Here is a 20322-nt window from a genome sequence, read left to right as displayed (position 1 = left end):
TTAAAAGCTATAGGTTATTTTCATTCTAAAATGTCTGCCTGGGCTTTGCATTTTAAATTCGTTATAGATGTTCTCGTTAAGGACATTTTTAAGCTCGGCACTAAAGGATATGCTTTGTTTGGTAAAATCACGAACATAAATAAACCCGATGTTATGAGTGTGCTGGTTTGGTATAATACGGCTGGTATTGACTTTTGAATTTCCAAAAAGACCCAAAAACCCATCTGGCTCAAATTGTTTTTCAATATAGTCGAGATAATACTGATGCACATAAGAATAATCCCAAAAAAAGGAGAGATCTGTAGATAGTTTTAACAACTCTTTGATATTGTACGAAGCACTGACATTGCCATAATAAAAAGGCATATTAGCAATCCGGGCATCTTTAAAATGCTGATTGTTTAGGTATTTATCTCTAGATGATTGTAAGCGGAAGTCATTCCAAGTTAAGTTCCCCGAGAGCTTCAACTTTTCTACAGGCTCATAATTTGCTTGTAGCTCTACGCCCAAGCCTTTCACATTATCAAGATTGAGATTGATGGCTTGATATTGATTTAAATCTTTTAAACGAATCAGGTTCTGGGTATCGCGATAGTAGGTATTTATTTCAAATCCAAAAGCTTCAGCCGCATAGGTATATCCCAAATTTATATTTTTACTTTCCTCTGGGGTCAATTCATAATTGGCCACAATGAAATTATTGTCGCCGAACAATTCTTGCTGCTCCGGCAGTCTGAACGTATTTTCGTAAGACACCCGAACATAACTTTTCTCGTTGATATTATATTTTAGGGCCTGCGCGAAGCTCAAACCTCTATTGACCACTTCCTTATCCACAATATGCTCTTCCAACGGATTATCAGACGCATTGTAGCGACCGGTAAAGTTGCCAAATAAAAATTTGAATTGTGTGTTAGATTCCAATCGCCTATCAAAAAATTGGGCGTTCAAAGCAAAGTTGGTAATGAGCTTATTATAGGTAGTTCCATTCAGATTCTGATCGCCAAGATTGGATTTTCGCTTATAATTACTATAAACCGTATTGTTCTCTATTTGAAAATAATTACTAATCAAATAATTTAGATTGGTTCGGGAAGTGAATTGCTCAAAATTAGTATGCATATAACCGTTCTCAAGGAGCATATTCCCCATTTCAGAAGCCGAATTTGTGGAATGTGCCACGCCCTTCCAGTCATAATACACATTTTTCCCTTGGTCAAAAACTTCAAAATCAATTGTACTATAAACCAAAAATTGGTTGATGCTCAATTTGTTTTCGAAAAAATGGTTCTTGTATTTCAGTGATGGAATGAAGTTTCCACGTTCCTGTCGGTAAACTTCTCCAAAAGGTCTGGCTCTGGAAAACGGATCGTTTTGAATATCTCTTTTCAGCCCATAGGAGTTCACTTTAAATTCAAAGGATTCGGCCCAGGATAATTGTCGCGCTTCTAAGGAAAACTCTAAAGAATGCTGATTAAACCCATTGTGGAATAGGCGCTCTCTAATATAGGCCACTTGACCGCTATTGGGGTCTTTGTAAGGAAGATTATCAACCTTATAATTGTTTTTAGAATAGTTATAAAAACTGTTGACACCAAGAAAAAGGTGATCGTTTAATTTTATGTTTGCATTGGCCGTTGCGATATGCGTATTGTAAGATCCAGTTTCATAAGACACCGTGCCGGATGTTTTTTTACTGGATTTAGGGACAATATTGATGGCACTGCCCAAAGCATCCACGCCTATCTTGGTAGGCAAAACACCTTTGTAGATTTCCACACGGCTAATAGCATTGGTAGGTACTTTTGTCAAGCCAAAATTAGAACCTAAATAATCGATGGGAATATCATCATACAAAAACTTGACGGCATTGCCAGTAAAGCCACCAACAATAATATTACTGGCTGATCCAAGACCGCCAACATTCCGTATTTTCACCCCTGGACTCTTATCGACCAAATCTTCCACAGAATTGGCACGCCTTGTATTGGCTTCCACAGAGATAATGTTAGCCTTAATGGCGCTGCTCTTTAACTTTTCGCTGATGCTAAGCGTTCGGAGTTTTATCTCATCAAGATTATAAGTCATCATTTTGATGTAGAGCGTCACTTCCTGCACTTCACCTGCACTGACTAAGACGTTTTCGATGTCAAACTGAAAGCCATCGTACACGGGATAAATATTATAGAAACCGGAAGGTAGATTCTTAAATACAAATTCCCCCTTGTTGTTGGTCAGCGTGCGCGCATTGGTTTCGACCAAACGAATTTCAACATTTTCTATCTGGTCATCAAGTAAGTTGATCAGCTTCCCTTGCAGTGTTCCGGAATTCTGTGCCATAGAAAACACAGTAAAACACATTAAAAAAAAGGGTATAAAATTCCTAAGCATAGAAAGGAGGAGCCATTTAAAACTCCTAATTATTTTATCTGCATCGGGCGCATTCCTACTGTCTCAAACTCATATTGACAGATGCAGAATGCGCCCAAACAGACATTTAAAGCCCGACATGGAGCTTTTAATTAAAATCGGAAAATTTATCTTGGACCATCAAAGAATCCACAATAATAAGGCTCACCATCAGAATCGGTCAATACTGGTGACTTACTTTTGTCAATAGGTTCTTTTACAAGCGTAAAGTTGGCTTCAGACCCATTGCCCATTTTTGATTGAAAGGTCAAGGTTAACTTACCATCCACCTGTTTGGTTTTAATGTTCTGAGGATTTAAGCCAAAGTTATAAGGAGGACTCATTGGGTTAGTTTGCTCAATTTTAAAGTCCTTGCCATCCCCTTCCCAGGTCCAATACTCTTTGGCATAAGGATCAAACAATGGACGCTCAGAATCAGCCAAAATAAAATAGAATTTGGAGTCTGCATGAAATTCATAGCCAGTAACAAGTTCCACAATACAACCATCACTGGCAGGGATTCCACCTTCTGTCATGGTAATAAAATCCACATTGGTCAATCGCCATTCGCCTACTAAGCTCACCGTGTCGTCTGTGCCATTATCGTCGTCGCTAGAACAAGAAAAAAACACCAATCCAAAAACGACGGCACTCAATAAAACTAATTTTTTCATAGAATTTGATTTTTTAAAATTTCATGCAAATTTAAGCCTTATTTAGAATAAGACTAAATGGAATCACTAGTTTTTCCAAAATATTTAAAATTGATCTCGAAATCTAAAAATCACATGACTGCCATTAAGAATTTAACGGTGGATGATAGAAAATGACGTTGTAAATTTCAGAAAAAGTACTGTATCACCGAGTTAAAATGACATCTGGTATGATATAAGTCATTTGATTGTTCTGTTTTATTTTGTAATTTTCAGGTTAACACTAATACTATCATTATGAAAAAATATCTCATCATCTTTATACTACCCGCTTTGATTGCCTGTGGAAATAAACAAAAAGAAAAATCGAACGATGGATATGAAGATCTGCACCCTATTGCCACCAACTTCTTCCAACCAATTTCATCATTGGATCTTGAAACACCAGATGCTGACAAAGTGAATCTGGGCAAACATTTATTCTTTGACACCCGTTTATCGGGAGAAGGGAATATCAGCTGTAATTCTTGTCATAACCTAAATACTTATGGTGTGGACAACGAACGCTTTTCTCCAGGGGATGCTCCCGGAACTGTAGGTGGTCGAAATTCTCCAACCGTATTTCATGCGGCACTCCACAAAATGCAGTTTTGGGATGGTAGAGCTGCGGACGTGGAAGAACAAGCTGGGGGTCCAATTTTAAATCCGTTGGAACATAATATTAAAGACGAGCAACAACTGGTTGACCGATTGAAAGAAGTAGATCTATATCTTGAGCTTTTTTCAAAGGCTTATGATGATGAGGACCCCATTACGTTTGATAATTTAACCAATGCCATCGGGGCTTTTGAACGCACATTGATACCTGAAAGTAGATTTGACAAGTATTTAGAGGGTGACCAATCCGCATTGAACACTAATGAGAAAAGAGGATTGAAAGCCTTTATCGATTCCGGATGTATTACCTGCCATAGTGGTCCTGCATTGGGTGGTCAGATGTTGCAGAAGTTTGGTTTGTTCCATGATTATTGGAAACATACAGAGTCCGAAGCTGTCGATCTTGGATTGTACGATATCAGCGAAAGAGAATCAGAGAAATATTTCTTTAAAGTCCCTGGATTGCGAAACATCGTTCATACCGCTCCTTATTTCCATGATGGATCCGTACAGGATTTGGATGATTCCGTAAGAATTATGGGGAAACTCCAGCGGAATGTTGACCTGTCCGATGAGGAGGTGAATGATATTGTAGCGTTCTTAGGCAGTCTTTCTTCAGATATTCCAGAGGATGTAAAGCAATCGCCATTTGAAATGTAAAAAACAAGAAATTGAGATTAGAAAAAGCCAGTTTTACAGCTGGCTTTTTTTTCTGCGATCATTTTAAAAATCTGATCACTTCATTTTAAGATTAGAATATGAACAAAAATCAAACATGTAATCGCAAGGCTCAAAACCAAACTCCTCAGATGATGTAAGGATACGGAATACAAACAAAATCATAGTGTCATTCAAAACCAATCCCTGCATAATACCATGTTAACAATGTAAGTTCGCATTCAAACCCGTTCATTTACCGTTCTATTTCACCTGCTCGTTCTGGTCTGGCGGGTTTTTCATCATTTCCATCCGCCTCGGCGGATGCAAAATAGTAGCAGGGTTTTATAACGAAAAAGCAACTTCATTTTCTGTGCAACATCACAAAATTAAATCGGTATAAAATCCAAATGACCATAAAGTTGATTTGATAAAAATAAAAAGAAGTATATTCGCAAAAATCGAATGTAGGAAAGTGTAAACTATGAGTTTAACCAGTGAGAATATTTTATTAGTAGGTTCTATCTTGCTTTTTATAAGCATAATCGTGGGTAAAACTTCTTATAAATTTGGTGTTCCTACATTGTTATTATTCTTGACTATTGGTATGCTGGCCGGTTCTGAAGGCATTGGTGGCATTCGCTTTGACAACCCTAAAAACGCACAACTTATTGGCGTCATTTCACTTAATTTCATCTTATTTTCAGGAGGTCTGGATACCAATTGGAGCTCCATAAAACCCATTCTTAAGGAAGGGGTTATTCTCTCAACCCTTGGCGTTCTTCTCACTGCACTTTCACTTGGTGGCTTTGTCTATTATGTCACCGACTTTACCATTTACGAAAGTATGCTTTTAGGCTCCATCGTTTCATCTACAGATGCTGCCGCGGTGTTCTCGATTTTACGTTCAAAGAGCCTGGCGCTGAAAAAAAATATCAGACCAACCTTAGAGCTGGAAAGCGGTAGTAATGATCCGATGGCCTATGTATTGACTATTGCTTTTTTAACATTAGTAATCAATCAAGATCAAGGCATTAGCTCTGTTGTTCCTATGTTTTTACAGCAAATGGTAGTTGGAGCTGCCGCAGGTTTTGGATTTGGCTATCTCAGTAAACATATCATCAATCGAATCAATCTTGGATTTGAAGGCCTCTACCCCGTACTGGTTATTTCAATGATGTTCATCACTTTTTCGGCCACCGATTTTGTTGGTGGAAACGGCTTCTTAGCCATTTACATTTGCGCGGTTTACCTCGGAAATCAAGACATCATCCAAAAGAAAACCATTTTAAAAATGTATGATGGTTTAGCCTGGCTTATGCAAATCGTCTTGTTCCTTACATTAGGGCTATTGGTATTCCCATCTAAAATAGTGCCTTATCTTGGTGTAGGGATGCTCATTTCCTTATTCCTAATCATTGTGGCGCGTCCTGTGGCCGTTTTTATAAGCCTGGTCTTCTTTAAAATGAAATTGAGAAGACGCTTCTACATTTCGTGGGTTGGTTTGCGTGGTGCCGTTCCGATTGTGTTTGCAACCTATCCGCTATTGGCCGGCATTGAAAAGGCCGATATGATTTTCAGCATCGTGTTTTTTATATCGGTTACCTCGGTACTTATTCAAGGCACCTCATTGGGCGTGGTGGCAAAATGGTTAAGGGTTGGCATTCCAGAACAAGCCAAAAGGATTACACCAATAGATGAGTTGCTATTGGATCTCCCGAAATCGTCATTGCAGGAATTTACGGTTTCGCCCGAATATTCTCCAGTAAATAAAAGAATTGTCGATTTACATTTTCCGCCCGAGGCATTTATCGTTATGATTAAACGTGATGATCAATATATTCGACCTGGAGGCTCCACGGAAATTAAAGCTAACGACGTTTTGATGGTACTTGCAGATAGACCTGAGGACTATCAAAAGGTGGAAGACTGCCTTTACCATCCAAAATATGCCAGATCTTCATAACTAAACATGAATCAGTTCAGAGCCCATCCGGTCGGCACGGTCGAAAGGCATGAGATATGATTACGCGTTTGTCTTTTCAATTAAAACAAGCCTTGAGATTTTAAACACACTGGTGGGAATAGGCATAGATTTTGGTTATTTTCAGTATATTAGGGGTCAACTAAATACATGGTCCTCTAAAGTCTCAAAAGGATTCTGATAATTGGTAAAGCAATCCATACATCCGGAAGAAACTGTACGAAAAACACCAAAATTGAAAGTCATGAAAAAAATAGCACTAACCTTACTTTGTACGTTCATAACATTAGGAATTCATGCCACGGGTATCATTGGCGCATGGGAGCGTTTCTCAACATCTGAAAATGGCGAGCGCTTGAAAAACGTACTCGTTTTTGTGGATGGCTACCAAGTGTTAACAACCTTTGATGCCACTACTGGAAAATTCGTAAAAACAGTAGGCGGTAGCTGGACATTTAATGGCGATGTACTTACAGAAACGGTAGAATTTGATACAGAAAACCCAGAACGCGTTGGCACTCAAACAAGTTCTCAAGTCCGTATTGAAGAAAATAATCTTGAGATTTTAGATGGAAATCTTAAATTCACAAGAATTGACCGTGGTCAACCGGGAGCACTACAGGGCGCTTGGCTCATGTCCGGTCGCGTTGTAGATGGCAAGGCCCAAACGCGTGATACGAGCGGTCCACGTAAAACGATGAAAATTCTATCTGGAACCCGTTTTCAGTGGATTGCCTACAACACTGAAACCAAACAATTTATGGGTACGGGTGGAGGCACCTATACTACGATTAATGGTGAATACACTGAGAACATCGAATTCTTTTCAAGAGACGATTCGCGAGTTGGCATGAGCTTAAAATTCAACTACGAACTGATTGATGGACAATGGCACCATTCGGGGTTCTCCAGTAAAGGCGATCCTATCCACGAGATTTGGAGCCTTAGAGAATGATTTAAAGCGATTGAAATAAAGGTTTTAAACTAATTTAAGGATTTATAAAAGCATCCCTATTCATTTTAATAATATGGAAAACCAAGACTTTAAGATGAGCATCAAAACCGTTTGGGTTTTAGTGATTACCAACAGCTTGCTGATGATTGTTGGCGCTTTGGGAAAAATTCAAAATTGGGGTTTTTCCCAAACGCTATTGGTCATGGGACTGATCCTTTTCTTCATCACATGGATCATTATTTTGAGCGATATGTTAAAGCACAACATATACCATAAAACTTTTTGGGTTTTGACCATGTTCATTATGCCTTCAATTTCATCTATCTTCTATTTGATTCAGAGAAACAAGTTATTGAGACTTGGAGAAAAGTTTTCGTAAGCCTTTCTGAAATATAGAAGATAATTTGGTGAGTTTTCATCCCCAATCTTGGCGCAGCCTTTCAATGTTTAAAGATGACGCATTTTCAAACTATGAATATTATTTAAAGAATTACTTGCGATTGGTGCGCGGTTATTGACAACGATTTTAATGAGTGGCAAAACGGTACATCCTATTACTTTCATGCGTGCCGCAGTCATTATATATCCATGAATTTGAATGTTTTCAGTATATGAGATGCTTGTATAGATAAGTTGGCAAACATTCCCCACACAAGAAAAACCTGTTAATTTCTTTCGCTAACGAGTAAAACTTTTGTGTAGGAAAATTATAGTAAATTTTACGTTAGTCAGAATTAAAAACTCACACAAAAGTTTACATTTAACGAAACCTTATTTATATTTGTATCAAATTTGATTTTCAATAAGAATGATAAAACGATTTGAAACGAAATTGCTCGAAGAAGCTTTTGAATTTATAGAAAAGCAAAACCTAAAAGCAAGGAAAAAGATATTTCAAAATATAAGAAGAGCCGAACAACAATCTGATCCAAAATTCTTTAAAAAACTGACTGATAATATTTGGGAATTCAGAACTTTATATTCTGGAGTTCAATACCGTCTTTTAGCATTTTGGGACAAGGATGATAAGACCGAGACGTTAGTTTTTGCAACTCACGGAATTATTAAGAAAACAAGCAAAGTGGATAAAAAAGAAATCGACAAAGCGGAGAAAATAAGAAACACATATTTTAAAAATAAAAAGAAATGAAGAGTTACACTTTAGACCAAGCAGAAGACCTTTTAATTGGAAAAAAGGGAACTGAAGAACGAGATGAATATGAATTTGAGTTGAAACTTGAATTGATTGGCGATATGATAAAAACCGCGCGAAAAAAACGAAAACTGACTCAAGAGCAATTAGGAGAATTAGTTGGAGTAAAAAAATCACAAATATCGAGACTTGAAAACAGCACTGGTAACGTGACTTTTGAAACCGTAATGCGAATTTTTGATGCTTTGGGAGCTAAGTTAAATTTAAGTCTTCAAATGTAAAACAACGATTTGCCGTGCAATAAATGGCTGGATCTCGCCTACTTACGAAAATTCTCGCGGATTTTCTATTCGGTTTTTATTTGCTAAATTAGGTACTTAGACACGCCACTAATCATACATAAAATCGTTAGCTTTAAAAAAAAATGAGATTAAATAAAAATTAAGCACCCCACTGGCGCGAGCGTACCGCTCGTGCTCACAAATACTATCGAATACTAAAACCTAATAATATAGACTAAAAAAATATGTAGATCTACTAATAGGAAAGTTTAGGAAAAGATGTTAGATTGGAAGTTGCCAATTTGGATCGACACAATTCAAAAATGAAGCTGCATTTATTAGCACACTGAGAGTAGATATGTGAGCTTTCGGTACTTATGCATATAAGTTGGTAATAATTAAATCCACCGATTAAATCAATTTAAATGAAAATTATAAAAATCATAGTGGGGCTTTTTTGTTTTGTACTAACAATAAATACATTTAAAAATGGAATTCCTGTCTATAATAACTTAGCACTTTATGCGGAATTTATTCCTATTCTAATTGTTTTTATTATTGGGATATTTTTATTTAAAAGTGCGCTTAAACCAGGAGTAAAAACAAACGTAACACTTTTATCAGAAGACGAAGTTCATTTGCCTAATATCGAACAAATTGAATTAAAATTAAAAATGTTAAAAGAAGCTTATAATGATGGATTTATTAATGAAATAGAATTCGAAGAAAAAAAAGTTAAATTTTTGACTTCAAAAAAATCTATTTTATCTAAGAATGAACGTGCTTCTCAATTCAATTTAAAGAAAGAAAAGCTAACTAATCTTTTTGAAAACAAGATTATAACTAAAGAGGAATTTAATAATAAACTTATTGCATTAAAAGGAAAATATCAAATTGATAATTTTAATATCGAAAGAATAGATGTTAACTCTAAACTTTACTACATCTCTGGAGGGAATCAATACGGTCCAGTATCTATAGGTAGAATAGCGTATTTGATAGAAAATAATGAAGTTAATAAAAATTGTTTTGTACGCTTCGAAAATGAGAGTTCATTTAACAAACGAGCTAATGAAATTATCAAGTGTTAATAGAACCCCCTGTTGGCACTTGCGTCCCGCTCGCGCTATCATCTACTATCGACCACAATCACCCATAGAATAAATTTAAAATACGTAGATCTACTTATAAGAAAGTTTAGGAAAAGATGTTCGATTGAGGATCGCAAATTTATCATTCTACAATTATATAATTAAAGCTAATCCAATTGGCACAATCGGGACAGATATATAAGTGGTTGACGGTTCCTCTCATTACGAAAAAAAATCCCAGGTTCCTGCCTACTTGAAATTTTCTTCGGAATTTCCAGCGGAATTTTGTACTTTTAATGGTTCGTGCCGAGGCACACAACGGCCTAAACACAATAATTTAATAATTGCCAAAAAATGAAAATACCATTTAAAAAAAAACGACTTAGAACCAATTTAATCTTCGGGATGATATGGTTAATCTTTGGTATCATTGCCGTCATCTTTTTTTCAAACAACATTTTCAATTACGGATATTTGATAATCGGGAGTTTATATTTCGGGATCTACCTTTTTGAACACAACAAGCACTATCTTACCATAGAAAATGAAACAATCACCAAAAATCAACTGATTTCAAAAACAATAAATCTGAAAGACATTAAATCCATTAAGTTTTTTGCTGGGGATTATAAACTCAAAACCGACACTGATGAATTGGTCATCGATACGCGACTTATTGAAGATAAATATTTAATAGACTTGATGACTTTCTTAAAACGCTTAAACCTTGAAATCACTTAAAACCGATATACACTAACATCATATAAATGAAAACAATTACAAATTTAGCTCTACTATTGGTTTTGACTACTTCATGTGCACAACAGTTAAAGAGCAGTGATTTTACTAAAGAAGGAAGTTTTACAGAAGGCATTGAAGGTCCCGCAACCGATTATGAAGGAAATATATATGCCGTCAATTTTGAAGAACAAGGTACCATAGGGAAAGTCACTCCAAATGGCGAAGCTTCGGTGTTTGTAAAACTCCCTAATGGCAGCGTAGGTAATGGTATTCGGTTTGGCGAAAAACACCAAATGTTTGTGGCAGATTATGTCAATCACAATGTTCTGGAAATTGATTTGAGAACTAAAAAAATCGAGGTCTTTGCCCACGAGCCAACTGCCAATCAACCCAATGATATCGCTATTGCTCCAAACGGTACGCTTTACGCCAGCGACCCGAATTGGTCAGACAATACTGGTAAACTATGGAAAGTGACCAAAGAAAACGGATTTGAACTGCTGGAAGAACACATGGGAACCACCAACGGTATTGAAGTGAGTCCTGATGGTAAAAAGTTATATGTGAATGAATCTGTCCAAAGAAAAATATGGGTTTATGATATCCTTGACAATGGTTTTATAGAAAACAAACAGGAGCTTATCTCTTTTGACGATTTTGGCTTGGACGGCATGCGTTTTGACGGTAGTGGCAATTTGTACGTTTGTCGGTACGGCAAAGGAACTGTTGTTGTATTGTCTTCCTCTGGGCGAGTCGTCAGGGAAATAGAATTAAAAGGCCTGAATCCCTCTAACATTACCTTTAGCAATGACTACAAAAGATGCTATATCACCATGGCAGACCGAGGTAATCTTGAAGTGGTAGAATTGTAGCATATTGCTGATCTCCATGAGGCCTACAGTTTTACTGCAGACCGCACTTTATAAAGTATCTGACTGATACTTAATTCATTAAATAATGATTTTCGCAATACGTCGTTAATGTGTTTAAGGCGTCTATGACTACCACTTCAACATCTACAAACGGCTGATCTAAAATAACAAGACCTTCTTTAATTTTGCTGAGATTTTCTGATGACAAGGATTTATTTTCAACTGCTTTGAATAGCAACAAGGCTGTTTTTGAGAGATTTGCCGATAGCGTTTCCAACGGATCTATTTTAGGGTTCTTGGTCAATGCTTTATACTGGTCATGATTCTCAGCCCAAGATTTTAAGTAGGCTAAAACCTCATTGACACTGCTATTATTTGAATCACTTACAAATCTTCCAACTGCCTGATTAAAAGGAGCAGCGTCTTCAGCATCTACCACACAAGCATCTGCAAAAAGAGTAAACGGCGAATAGGTTTTATATTCAATACCTCCTTTATTTCTGGAATATATCTTTAAAGGTTCGCAGATTTTGGATAGCGTAACAAGCGCAGATATATCCTGATTGTTGGTCACATTTCTTAAGATCACGTCTCGGTTTCGGATATGTGTAATGCCCAATTCCTCTAAAGTAAAAGAAACCTGCTTCAAACGCTTTTTCATATTGCTTACGTCCTTCACCTCTGCTTGTGACCAAAAACGTTCAGCAATAGCAGCGGTTCTTGGCCAAATTCTGGAGTCGATGGTTAATGGTGTCACCAATTCACTCCACATGGTGGCTTCTCCACCTAAAATGCGGGAACGTTCTCGTTCTGTCAATTCCGCATCACCAATAGGATCTACTAAGTAGTGATTCTCAACGGGCTCCATTCTGTCAATATAATAACCGTTTGACAGTACCGTTTGATAGCCTCTTTTTGCAGCAGCAATCAAAGAGTTACCTTCCGGAAGTCCTTCATTGGCGCCACGCCACGAATGTATTACCGTGGTGGTTGGCATATTGGGGGTCATTATCTCATCCCAACCCATCATCTTTTTACCCAAATTGTTGAGAATCTTTTCAAGCTTAATATTAAAATAAGTCTGTAAGTCGTGGTTGGTTTCTAAATCATGCTTCTTTTTAAATTTTTGAATGATCTTATTTTCATCCCAATGTTTACCCTCATTTTCATCGCCTCCAATATGGAAATAATCATCTGGGAATAAAGGGGTCATCTCAGCAAACAAACGCCCTAAGAACTCGTAAGTAATATCTATTGTTGGATTTAATGTTGGATCGAAAACTCCAGAATACCGTTCAATAGAATAATCATAACCTTCTTTACTTCCCAACTCCGGATACGCGGTCAAAATAGCGGACGCGTGTCCTGGAACATCAAATTCAGGAATCACCCGAATCCCTAAATTATCGGCATAAGCCACCACGTCTTTTATTTGTTCTTGGGTATAATACAAACCGTCGGAAGCCTCTTGGTGAAGTTTAGGATATACTTTTGACTCTACCCGCCAGCCTTGATCATCAGTTAAATGCCAGTGGAATACATTCATTTTTACGGCCGCCATCGCATCCAAATTTCGCTTAATAACTCCTACAGGTTGAAAATGCCTTGCCGCATCAATCATCAATCCTCTCCAAACAAATCGAGGTGCATCATAAATCGTTACACCTGGAAAATAATATTCCGTAGCATTATTCTGAGTAAGCTGCAACAGCGTTTCCAGACCTCTGATTGCGCCAATATCAGTTTTAGCAGTGATATTAATTGCCCCATCCGCTACATTTAAAGTATACGATTCGTCGTTTTCAATGCTAAGTTTGGATGCTGTATCATAAGTAATATGGATGGAACCTTGTTTGTCAGTTACTGGAAAACCTTCATTTAAAAACACACCTGATCTTCCACTGAGACGTCTTAAAAATTTAACCGCGGCATTATGGACGCGTTCCTGATTTTTAGGTTGTATTGAAATGGTCAAACTACTATCAATAACAAACCTATCGGGTTTTGCTACAACACTTTTCGGCCAAGGCATCAGATTTAAGGTCTCTGACAAATCGTTTTGTGATCTCGCATCGTGATTTAAAAAACACAGAAATAAGATTAATAATATAGTTTTGTTCATTTCAATTTAAGTTTTAAAGAGTAGCGCTAAGCCAAGCTATGACTTAAACTAATAATCTTAAAAGAATTTATATCAACGACGTAGCTTGGCAGATAGACAACGCATAATACACGATAGAGAATTGTCCGGAATATGCATTTCGCAAGAGCATTGTTAAATAATAATCAGATTATTAAAAAGCGAATCTTTTAGTTAGGTTTACAAAAAATACACCAATGTATTTTCAGTCCGTTTTAATAGTTGATGAAGACGCGTGGCAATCGGGTTAAGAGGTTTGTTATGTTAATCAGCAGCGGTATTAAAGGTCAACTCCTATCTAAGGTTCAAGTTTGCTATCATCTATTTTAATTGCTTTCCAATAGCCTGCAATAAGCTCAAATCACCGGAAGCATCCTGAGAAATTTCCCAGATCATGATTCCAGCACCATATTTGAAGGCATACTCTGTTTTGGCTTGCATGGTAGGAATGCCGTTATACTTGTTATCTTTATAGACATCGGACTGCGCTGCATTCGCATCTTGTTCAACAATACTCTTATAGGATACACCACCACTACCGACAAGTCCAGAATAACCGTAAAATGGTACGCCCAACACCAATTTATCAGCCGGACACCCTAAACTAAGCCACAATTCCATATCTCTAACGGCGTGGTCGTAGGTGGCATGGTTTTCAGTACTTTTCCAGTTATTATCATAGGCCATGATATTGATGTAATCAAAAAATGGAATGGATGATTTTGGGATCATCCCTCCTACATAGCTCGCCGTAGCACAGGTCACCAATTTACCAAGCGGATTAAGCACGGCTCTTAACTCCTGTATAAATGGCGTATAATCGCCAGCTTCACTAATCGCGTTTAAAAGACCGCCTTCAATATCGACATCAATTCCGTCAAGGTTATAAAAATCGACCAATCCTTTCAAGTTTTTTACAACTGTTGATCTCTTGAAATCTTGCAGTAATGCCTTCCAATCACCAGAACATTGAGGAATTGTTCCTCCACCCAAAGACACAAGTACTTTAACGCCCTTATCGTGTGCTTTTTTCACCACATATTTGATATCTGCCGAGGCACCATCACTACAAATGGGCTCTCCATTTAATAAAAATGCTCCTGATGCATCTGGGTTGAGAAAAGACAAGTTGATGTGCGTCAAGATGTTCAAATCGGTATCATCAATTGTTTTTCGCATATTTTTCCAAGTTGGAATATATCCTATGACCACTTTACGTACGTTTTGATTCTTTCCATCTATATTAGTAGCCTCATTGGTTTGTCCGGAGCCACATCCATTTAAAAACAACATGCTGAACAAAAGAGGTACTACAATCGCTATTCTCTTCATAATGACAAGATTTAATTTAATTTAAATATAGATTTTATTATTGTTAATAAGTAGCGGCGAAAGTTAAGACAATAAACAGGGTTCTTTTGCGTAAAAAAGCTTTCAACGACCCTTTTTTTATGGAAAGTTCACATCAGCTTTCCGTTGCATCTTTGATCAACTGAGAAGTTGAATGGTCATATACCAATTGAACCTATCTTGGTTACGATAGAATTTGACATCTCAAAAGCATATAGCCACGTTAGATGGCCAGGCAATAAACATGATATTAAAATATCGCGTCCTACAGCTATAATTTTAAAAATAAGCGAGGAGAAAAAGATCGCCTCGCTTATCAACTTGCTATTAAAAATGCGTTAGGGTGCTGTTACTATACTTTAGTTAATTGGCGTCCCACCATACTTTGTTCAACCAATCGTTATTACCTCCCATTCGGTCTATAGCTTCCAGATAGTTGGCTTCATTTTTTTGCAATTCATCGTTCGGGTAATACAATCGTTTTGGTACAACCCCGCCAGTTTCAGAATCAGGTACAGTGATCGGATCCAATACAGGGAAGCCTGTTCTTCTCCAATTGGAATACGCTTCCATACTATTGAACAAATAGGTTACCCAGAGTTGTGTACTTATTTGCTCCAACTCACTTCCAACTTGCAAAGGGTTTGCCGCTAAAAAAGTTTCAATATCACCTTGAGATGCTTCTGTGGCGCCATAAATTGCCAACTGCTTGATACCAGCTTCTACACCGTTCTTATAGTAATCTGACGCTGCCCCGGACACCCAGCCTCTAAAAGCGGCTTCTGCCAACAATAATTGTGTTTCAGAATAACTAACATGTAAAAAAGGAGTCGTATTCTCTTTTAGATAATCTTGAATTCCAGATGTTGCCGTAGCACCGCCAAATACATCCCATTGGAAAGAAGCTGCAGGAACACCCACGTAAAGGTCTTCTCCAGGTTGAATTTCACCACCCCATATAACACCACTGGATGTTTTTGGAGTGGCGATCATTGGTAATCTCGGATCGTCATGATCTCTTAAAAAGTCCACCAATAAGGAGCTAAAGTGATCGGCATTGTCATTTCCAACAAATGCATGTGCCAAGCCGTTGCCACGATAATCTGCTAAATCGCCATTAAATGCGATGTCTCCATGCTGCAAAATGCAATTATCGGCATTACTTTCAAAAACGCCATTGGCCAATGCTGCCTTTACTTGTTTTTCAGCCTCGGCAGGCGCAACCTCAGAGATACGCATTCCCACTCGCAAACGTAATGTATTGGCTAATTTTTTCCATTTTGTGATATCACCATCATAAAAAAGATCGCCGGTAACCGTTCCTCCATTATCATTCAATTGGTTGAAGCTTTCTTCCAAATCAGCAAAGAATGACATGTAAATATCTTCTTGCTTATCATATTTTGGTGCTACACTACCCTGTGAAAAACCAACGCCTGCTTCAGAGTAAGGCACATCACCGTATAAATCGGTTAAACGTTGGCCAATCATTACACGAACAATTTTCGCTATGGCATTGATATTCGCTTTTTCTGGAATATCATTGGTTCTGCCAATAATATCCACAATATTTTTCATTTCAATAGAATACGCTCTTCTCCAAAATGCATGCGCATAATCGTCGTTTTTCTTGAATTTTCCGCCAAACTCTGTAACGTTCCATGCGCCAGAATAATGTTGCACAAAACCACCTGAATAAATCAAGTTGGCCCGCCATTGGTAATAGCGGTCTCCGGACATGCTCAACTGAACAAACGAAAGCTGTCCGTCAGGATTAGAAGACAGTGCAATTGGATCTTCAATTAGTGTATCAAAATCTTTTGTACAGCTACTAAATGCTACAAGTATTCCTACTATAGCTATGATGTGTTTATATTTCATAATTTTTTTATTTAAAAGGTAACTTTAATATTGAAACCATAAGATTGTCGCGATGGCAATGAACCATATTCAAAGCCTTGACCATTTCCTGAAGTGTACATAGATTCCGGATCAATATTTGGTAGGTTTTTACTGAACGTCAACAAGTTTCTTGCAAATAGTGACATGTTAAGCGAAGTCATTTTAAGACCATTAACCATCTTTTTAGGAAAGTCATAACCTACGCTCAACTCTCTCAATTTCACATACGATGCGTCATAGATAAATGGCGCCGGCGTATTGTTGAAAACCGTATTCCAATAGCTCTGCGGATTTACCGGTGTTGTATTTTGTACATAAACAGGATTTTCTGCTGTACCCGTGTTGACGACACCAGTAGATACATAGCCATCTGTAGGCACCCATGCATTGATATCAAAATCCGGATCTGCTGCTTCAGCGGCTTCTCTTGCGGCGTTAAACGCATCTCTACCTTGAGTGGTTACATTTAAAAGACCTTTGGAAGCACCAACAGAATTGGTCATAGAGTATACATCCATACCTTGTTTGATATCCAATAAAAACTGAAGCGTCAGTCCTTTATAAGAAAAGCGATTGCTCAACCCAGCAGTCCAATCAGGAATACCATTGCCCAACACTACTTTATCATTTGTAAACAATGGGAGTCCATTAGCATTGTGGATGACTTCGCCTGAATCGGTTCTTAAAAAATCCTTTCCAACAATGGAACCGTAGTTCCCACCAACTGGGGCTACTATCGCAGCTCCGGCCCAACGAGCTTCGGAAATCACATAAGTGTCAATATCTGGATGAAGTGAAATGACTTCGTTTTTGTTTTTACTGAAATTTACATTGACTTCCCAGGTAAAATCATTGGTTTTTATAGGCGATCCTGATAAAAGCACTTCAATACCTTGGTTACGCAATCTACCAGCATTTACAGAGATATATTCATAACCCGAAGTCGCCGAAGATGGCAAATCCATAGTTTGATCATCAATATCTTCACGATATACAGTAAAGTCAGCTCTTAAACGATTTTTGAAAAAGGCTAAATCGACACCAAATTCGATTCCTGTTTTTGACTGATAGGTCAAATTAGGATTTGGCGCCGCATCATTTTTAATGTTGACGATACTACTTCCTTCAAAAGAAGGCAGCACCGTATAATTTAAAGCGTTTTTGTAGGCACCTGGTGCGTTGGAAACCTGAGCCCATGAGGATCTGAACTTTCCATAAGAAAAGACATCGCCCACGAGATCAAAGGCATCAGAAAACACAAAACTTAACGATGCCGCTGGATAGAACGCCGAATCGTCAATAACGCTAAACCAATCTTGTCTCCCTGTAAATTCAGCAAACAAATAGCCTTTGTAATCAAACTTAGCTGATCCAAATACCGAATTTGTTCTCGTTTTCGTTTCAGAAGGTGCGTTTTCTGTCTGAATGGCAAAATTACTAATATATTTAGTGCCAGGTTCAATAATATTATTTCCAAATCGAGAATTTTGTTCTCTAAGAAAATCTCTTCTATTTAACCCTAAAATACTGGAGAAGGTTAGATCTTCAGCCAACTTAACACCATCAATATTAAATATCAAATCGGTGTTGATTTCTGACACACTGATATTATTTAATCCAAGATACCCATTTGCTCTACCGGGCCAAGTATGGCCACTTCCCATAAAATCTTTTGAATTAAAAGTATAGGTATCAATTCCGGTTCTAAAATTAGCACTTAGCCAATTGTTTACTTGATAAAAGCCACTTATATATCCGATAAAACGATCTTTTTGAGTTTCATTGCTATTTTCATTCAGTACGTAATATGGATTTAACAAATAGTCATTTGTGTTCCATCTATAAATCGACCCATCCTCTGCTTTATAATTTTTCAACCACGCTTGATCGATATTTGGCGCCAAACCACTTAAAGAATACCCTATATTATTAGGTGAGTCTCCTAATTCTGGTCTGTTTTTAGCACGCTCCGTAATATAATTCGCTTTCGCATCAAAAGTGAATTTTTCAGTTTTGAGGGTTCCATTCAAATTAAAACTGTTTCTTTCCAATCCAGCCTTCGGGATGACATCTTCATTTTTTACATTGTTATAGCTAAACCTTATAAAACCATTTTGACTACCGCCCGACAAAGAGATGCCGTTATTTACGGTGTAACCAGTTCTAAAAAAATCATTGGCATTATTGGCTCTTTCGTAAGGTCTTGTTGAACCATCAAAAATAACAAGCGATTGTCCAACACTGTTTGAGAACTTTGGTCCCCATGCGGTGGTGGTATAACCATAAACCTCAGAGGGCCCTCTGTCCGGGTTGGGCAATCGTCCATTGGTTCCAGAACCGTAATCGGTTTGAAAATCCTTATAGTTGGCGTTTACGTGATCTACACTGATACCACTTGTAAGTTCCACTTCAAGTTTTCCAGAACTTCCTTTTTTGGTGGTTATTAAAACAACACCATTTAAAGCTCTTGAACCGTAAAGCGCAGCAGCCGCAGCCCCTTTCAAAACGGAAAGACTTTCTATGTCGTTGGGATTGATGCTTGAAATACCATCGCCATCGTCACTTCCATTAAACCACATTCCGGTGGCTTCATTGTCATTGGAAAGTCCCGTATTATCAATAGGAATCCCATCAACAACATACAGAGGCTGGTTATTTTCTCCAATACTCGAGATGCCACGAATAACAACTCTGGTGGACCCACCAATACCGGTTGATGGCATGGACACATCCACACCGGAAACTTTTCCTGAAAGTGACGACGCCACGTTGGTGGTAATCACTCTATTCAAATCATCTCCCTGAACTTCTTGAACAGCATATCCTAATTCTTTCTTTTGCCGTTTAATTCCTAAGGCAGTTACAACGACTTCACTTAACGACTCTAAAGCCTCATCTAAAGCTACATTAATAGTTGCATCTGCACCTACAGTGACCGTTTCTGTTTTCATACCTATGTATGAAAATTTAAGAATATCACCAACATTTACCGATAAGGAAAAATGACCGTCAATGTTGGTTTGGACGCCTTTAAATGCACCTTCCACTATCACATTCACTCCAGGAAGTGGAAGGCCATCGACCTTGGAGGTAACTGTTCCTTGAATTTCTTTTTCCTGCGCAACCATCACTTGGACCGTCAGCAACAAAAACGAAAACAAGAAAAGTGTTCGTAAATTTTGTTTCATAATTTTATTATTTGGTTTTGTTTAGTCTGTCCAAACTATCTATTAAATAAATAGTTTTAAAAGAATTTATATCAACGACATGCTTTTGTATGCAGACGGCACGATAAACTCGACTAGTGATTTTGACCAAATAAAGATTTATCAATTTAATTGTTAATTACTGATTATATCACTAAAATTGCTACGTTAAAGCAGAACTTTCACACAGAAATCACTTAAAATCCAAAAATCATTACTCTATTTAAAAAGAAAATAGGCGATACCATCCCCGTTAGATATCACATCCTTT

At 37.6% G+C, this 20322-nt stretch carries 15 protein-coding genes; 9 read left to right on the top strand and 6 right to left on the bottom strand.

Annotation, left to right across the window (positions count from 1 at the left end; translation table 11 throughout):
- Together H3Z82_RS00535 and H3Z82_RS00530 are read right to left on the bottom strand one after the other, a co-directional pair.
- On the bottom strand, window positions 1–2340 hold the full coding sequence (locus tag H3Z82_RS00535; protein WP_182201924.1) for a TonB-dependent receptor: 2340 nt from the start codon (window positions 2338–2340) through the stop codon (window positions 1–3).
- 197 nt (window positions 2341–2537) lie between these two features.
- On the bottom strand, window positions 2538–3083 hold the full coding sequence (locus H3Z82_RS00530; protein ID WP_182201923.1) for a hypothetical protein: 546 nt from the start codon (window positions 3081–3083) through the stop codon (window positions 2538–2540).
- A 276-nt stretch (window positions 3084–3359) separates the two neighbouring features.
- Between H3Z82_RS00530 and H3Z82_RS00525 the strand changes: the two genes are divergently transcribed.
- From H3Z82_RS00525 to H3Z82_RS00485, 9 genes are all read left to right on the top strand, one after another.
- Window positions 3360–4379, top strand: coding sequence for a cytochrome-c peroxidase (locus H3Z82_RS00525; RefSeq protein WP_182201922.1), 1020 nt, complete (start codon window positions 3360–3362; stop codon window positions 4377–4379).
- Window positions 4380–4860: 481 nt separating this feature from the next.
- On the top strand, window positions 4861–6342 hold the full coding sequence (locus H3Z82_RS00520) for a potassium/proton antiporter (RefSeq protein WP_182201921.1): 1482 nt from the start codon (window positions 4861–4863) through the stop codon (window positions 6340–6342).
- A 262-nt stretch (window positions 6343–6604) separates the two neighbouring features.
- Entirely contained in the window at window positions 6605–7315 is a 711-nt protein-coding gene (locus tag H3Z82_RS00515) for a membrane or secreted protein (RefSeq protein WP_182201920.1), read from the top strand.
- A gap of 73 nt (window positions 7316–7388) precedes the next feature.
- The gene (locus tag H3Z82_RS00510; RefSeq protein WP_182201919.1) at window positions 7389–7694 is read left to right on the top strand and encodes a hypothetical protein; all 306 of its coding nucleotides are present in this window, start codon (window positions 7389–7391) and stop codon (window positions 7692–7694) included.
- A gap of 429 nt (window positions 7695–8123) precedes the next feature.
- Entirely contained in the window at window positions 8124–8465 is a 342-nt protein-coding gene (locus tag H3Z82_RS00505) for a type II toxin-antitoxin system RelE/ParE family toxin (protein ID WP_182201918.1), read from the top strand.
- Window positions 8462–8749, top strand: coding sequence for a helix-turn-helix domain-containing protein (locus H3Z82_RS00500; RefSeq protein WP_182201917.1), 288 nt, complete (start codon window positions 8462–8464; stop codon window positions 8747–8749). The genes H3Z82_RS00505 and H3Z82_RS00500 overlap by 4 nt, the downstream gene beginning before the upstream one ends.
- A 425-nt stretch (window positions 8750–9174) precedes the next feature.
- The gene (locus tag H3Z82_RS00495) at window positions 9175–9840 is read left to right on the top strand and encodes an SHOCT domain-containing protein (protein ID WP_182201916.1); all 666 of its coding nucleotides are present in this window, start codon (window positions 9175–9177) and stop codon (window positions 9838–9840) included.
- A 354-nt stretch (window positions 9841–10194) separates the two neighbouring features.
- Window positions 10195–10581, top strand: coding sequence for a hypothetical protein (locus H3Z82_RS00490; RefSeq protein ID WP_182201915.1), 387 nt, complete (start codon window positions 10195–10197; stop codon window positions 10579–10581).
- A 26-nt stretch (window positions 10582–10607) separates the two neighbouring features.
- A complete protein-coding gene (locus tag H3Z82_RS00485; protein WP_182201914.1) occupies window positions 10608–11453 on the top strand; it encodes an SMP-30/gluconolactonase/LRE family protein in 846 nt (281 codons plus the stop codon).
- A 70-nt stretch (window positions 11454–11523) separates the two neighbouring features.
- Here the strand turns inward: H3Z82_RS00485 and H3Z82_RS00480 are convergent, their stop codons facing one another.
- The 4 genes from H3Z82_RS00480 to H3Z82_RS00465 all read right to left on the bottom strand — a co-directional run bounded on the left by H3Z82_RS00480 (window position 11524) and on the right by H3Z82_RS00465 (window position 20033).
- Complete coding sequence (locus H3Z82_RS00480; RefSeq protein WP_182201913.1) at window positions 11524–13575, bottom strand: beta-N-acetylhexosaminidase; 2052 nt, start codon at window positions 13573–13575, stop codon at window positions 11524–11526.
- A 339-nt stretch (window positions 13576–13914) separates the two neighbouring features.
- Window positions 13915–14925 (bottom strand): glycosyl hydrolase family 18 protein, encoded by a 1011-nt coding sequence (locus H3Z82_RS00475; RefSeq protein ID WP_182201912.1) that lies wholly within the window; start codon window positions 14923–14925, stop codon window positions 13915–13917.
- Between the two features lie 381 nt (window positions 14926–15306).
- Entirely contained in the window at window positions 15307–16824 is a 1518-nt protein-coding gene (locus H3Z82_RS00470; RefSeq protein ID WP_182201911.1) for a SusD/RagB family nutrient-binding outer membrane lipoprotein, read from the bottom strand.
- A gap of 11 nt (window positions 16825–16835) precedes the next feature.
- Window positions 16836–20033 (bottom strand): SusC/RagA family TonB-linked outer membrane protein, encoded by a 3198-nt coding sequence (locus H3Z82_RS00465; RefSeq protein ID WP_182201910.1) that lies wholly within the window; start codon window positions 20031–20033, stop codon window positions 16836–16838.
- Between the last annotated feature and the right edge of the window lie 289 nt (window positions 20034–20322).

Origin of the sequence: Gelidibacter maritimus, from assembly GCF_014062315.1 — a bacterium.
Lineage (GTDB): Bacteria > Bacteroidota > Bacteroidia > Flavobacteriales > Flavobacteriaceae > Gelidibacter > Gelidibacter maritimus.
Note: the sequence above shows the minus strand (reverse complement) of the source record. Positions and strands in the feature narration are given on the sequence as shown.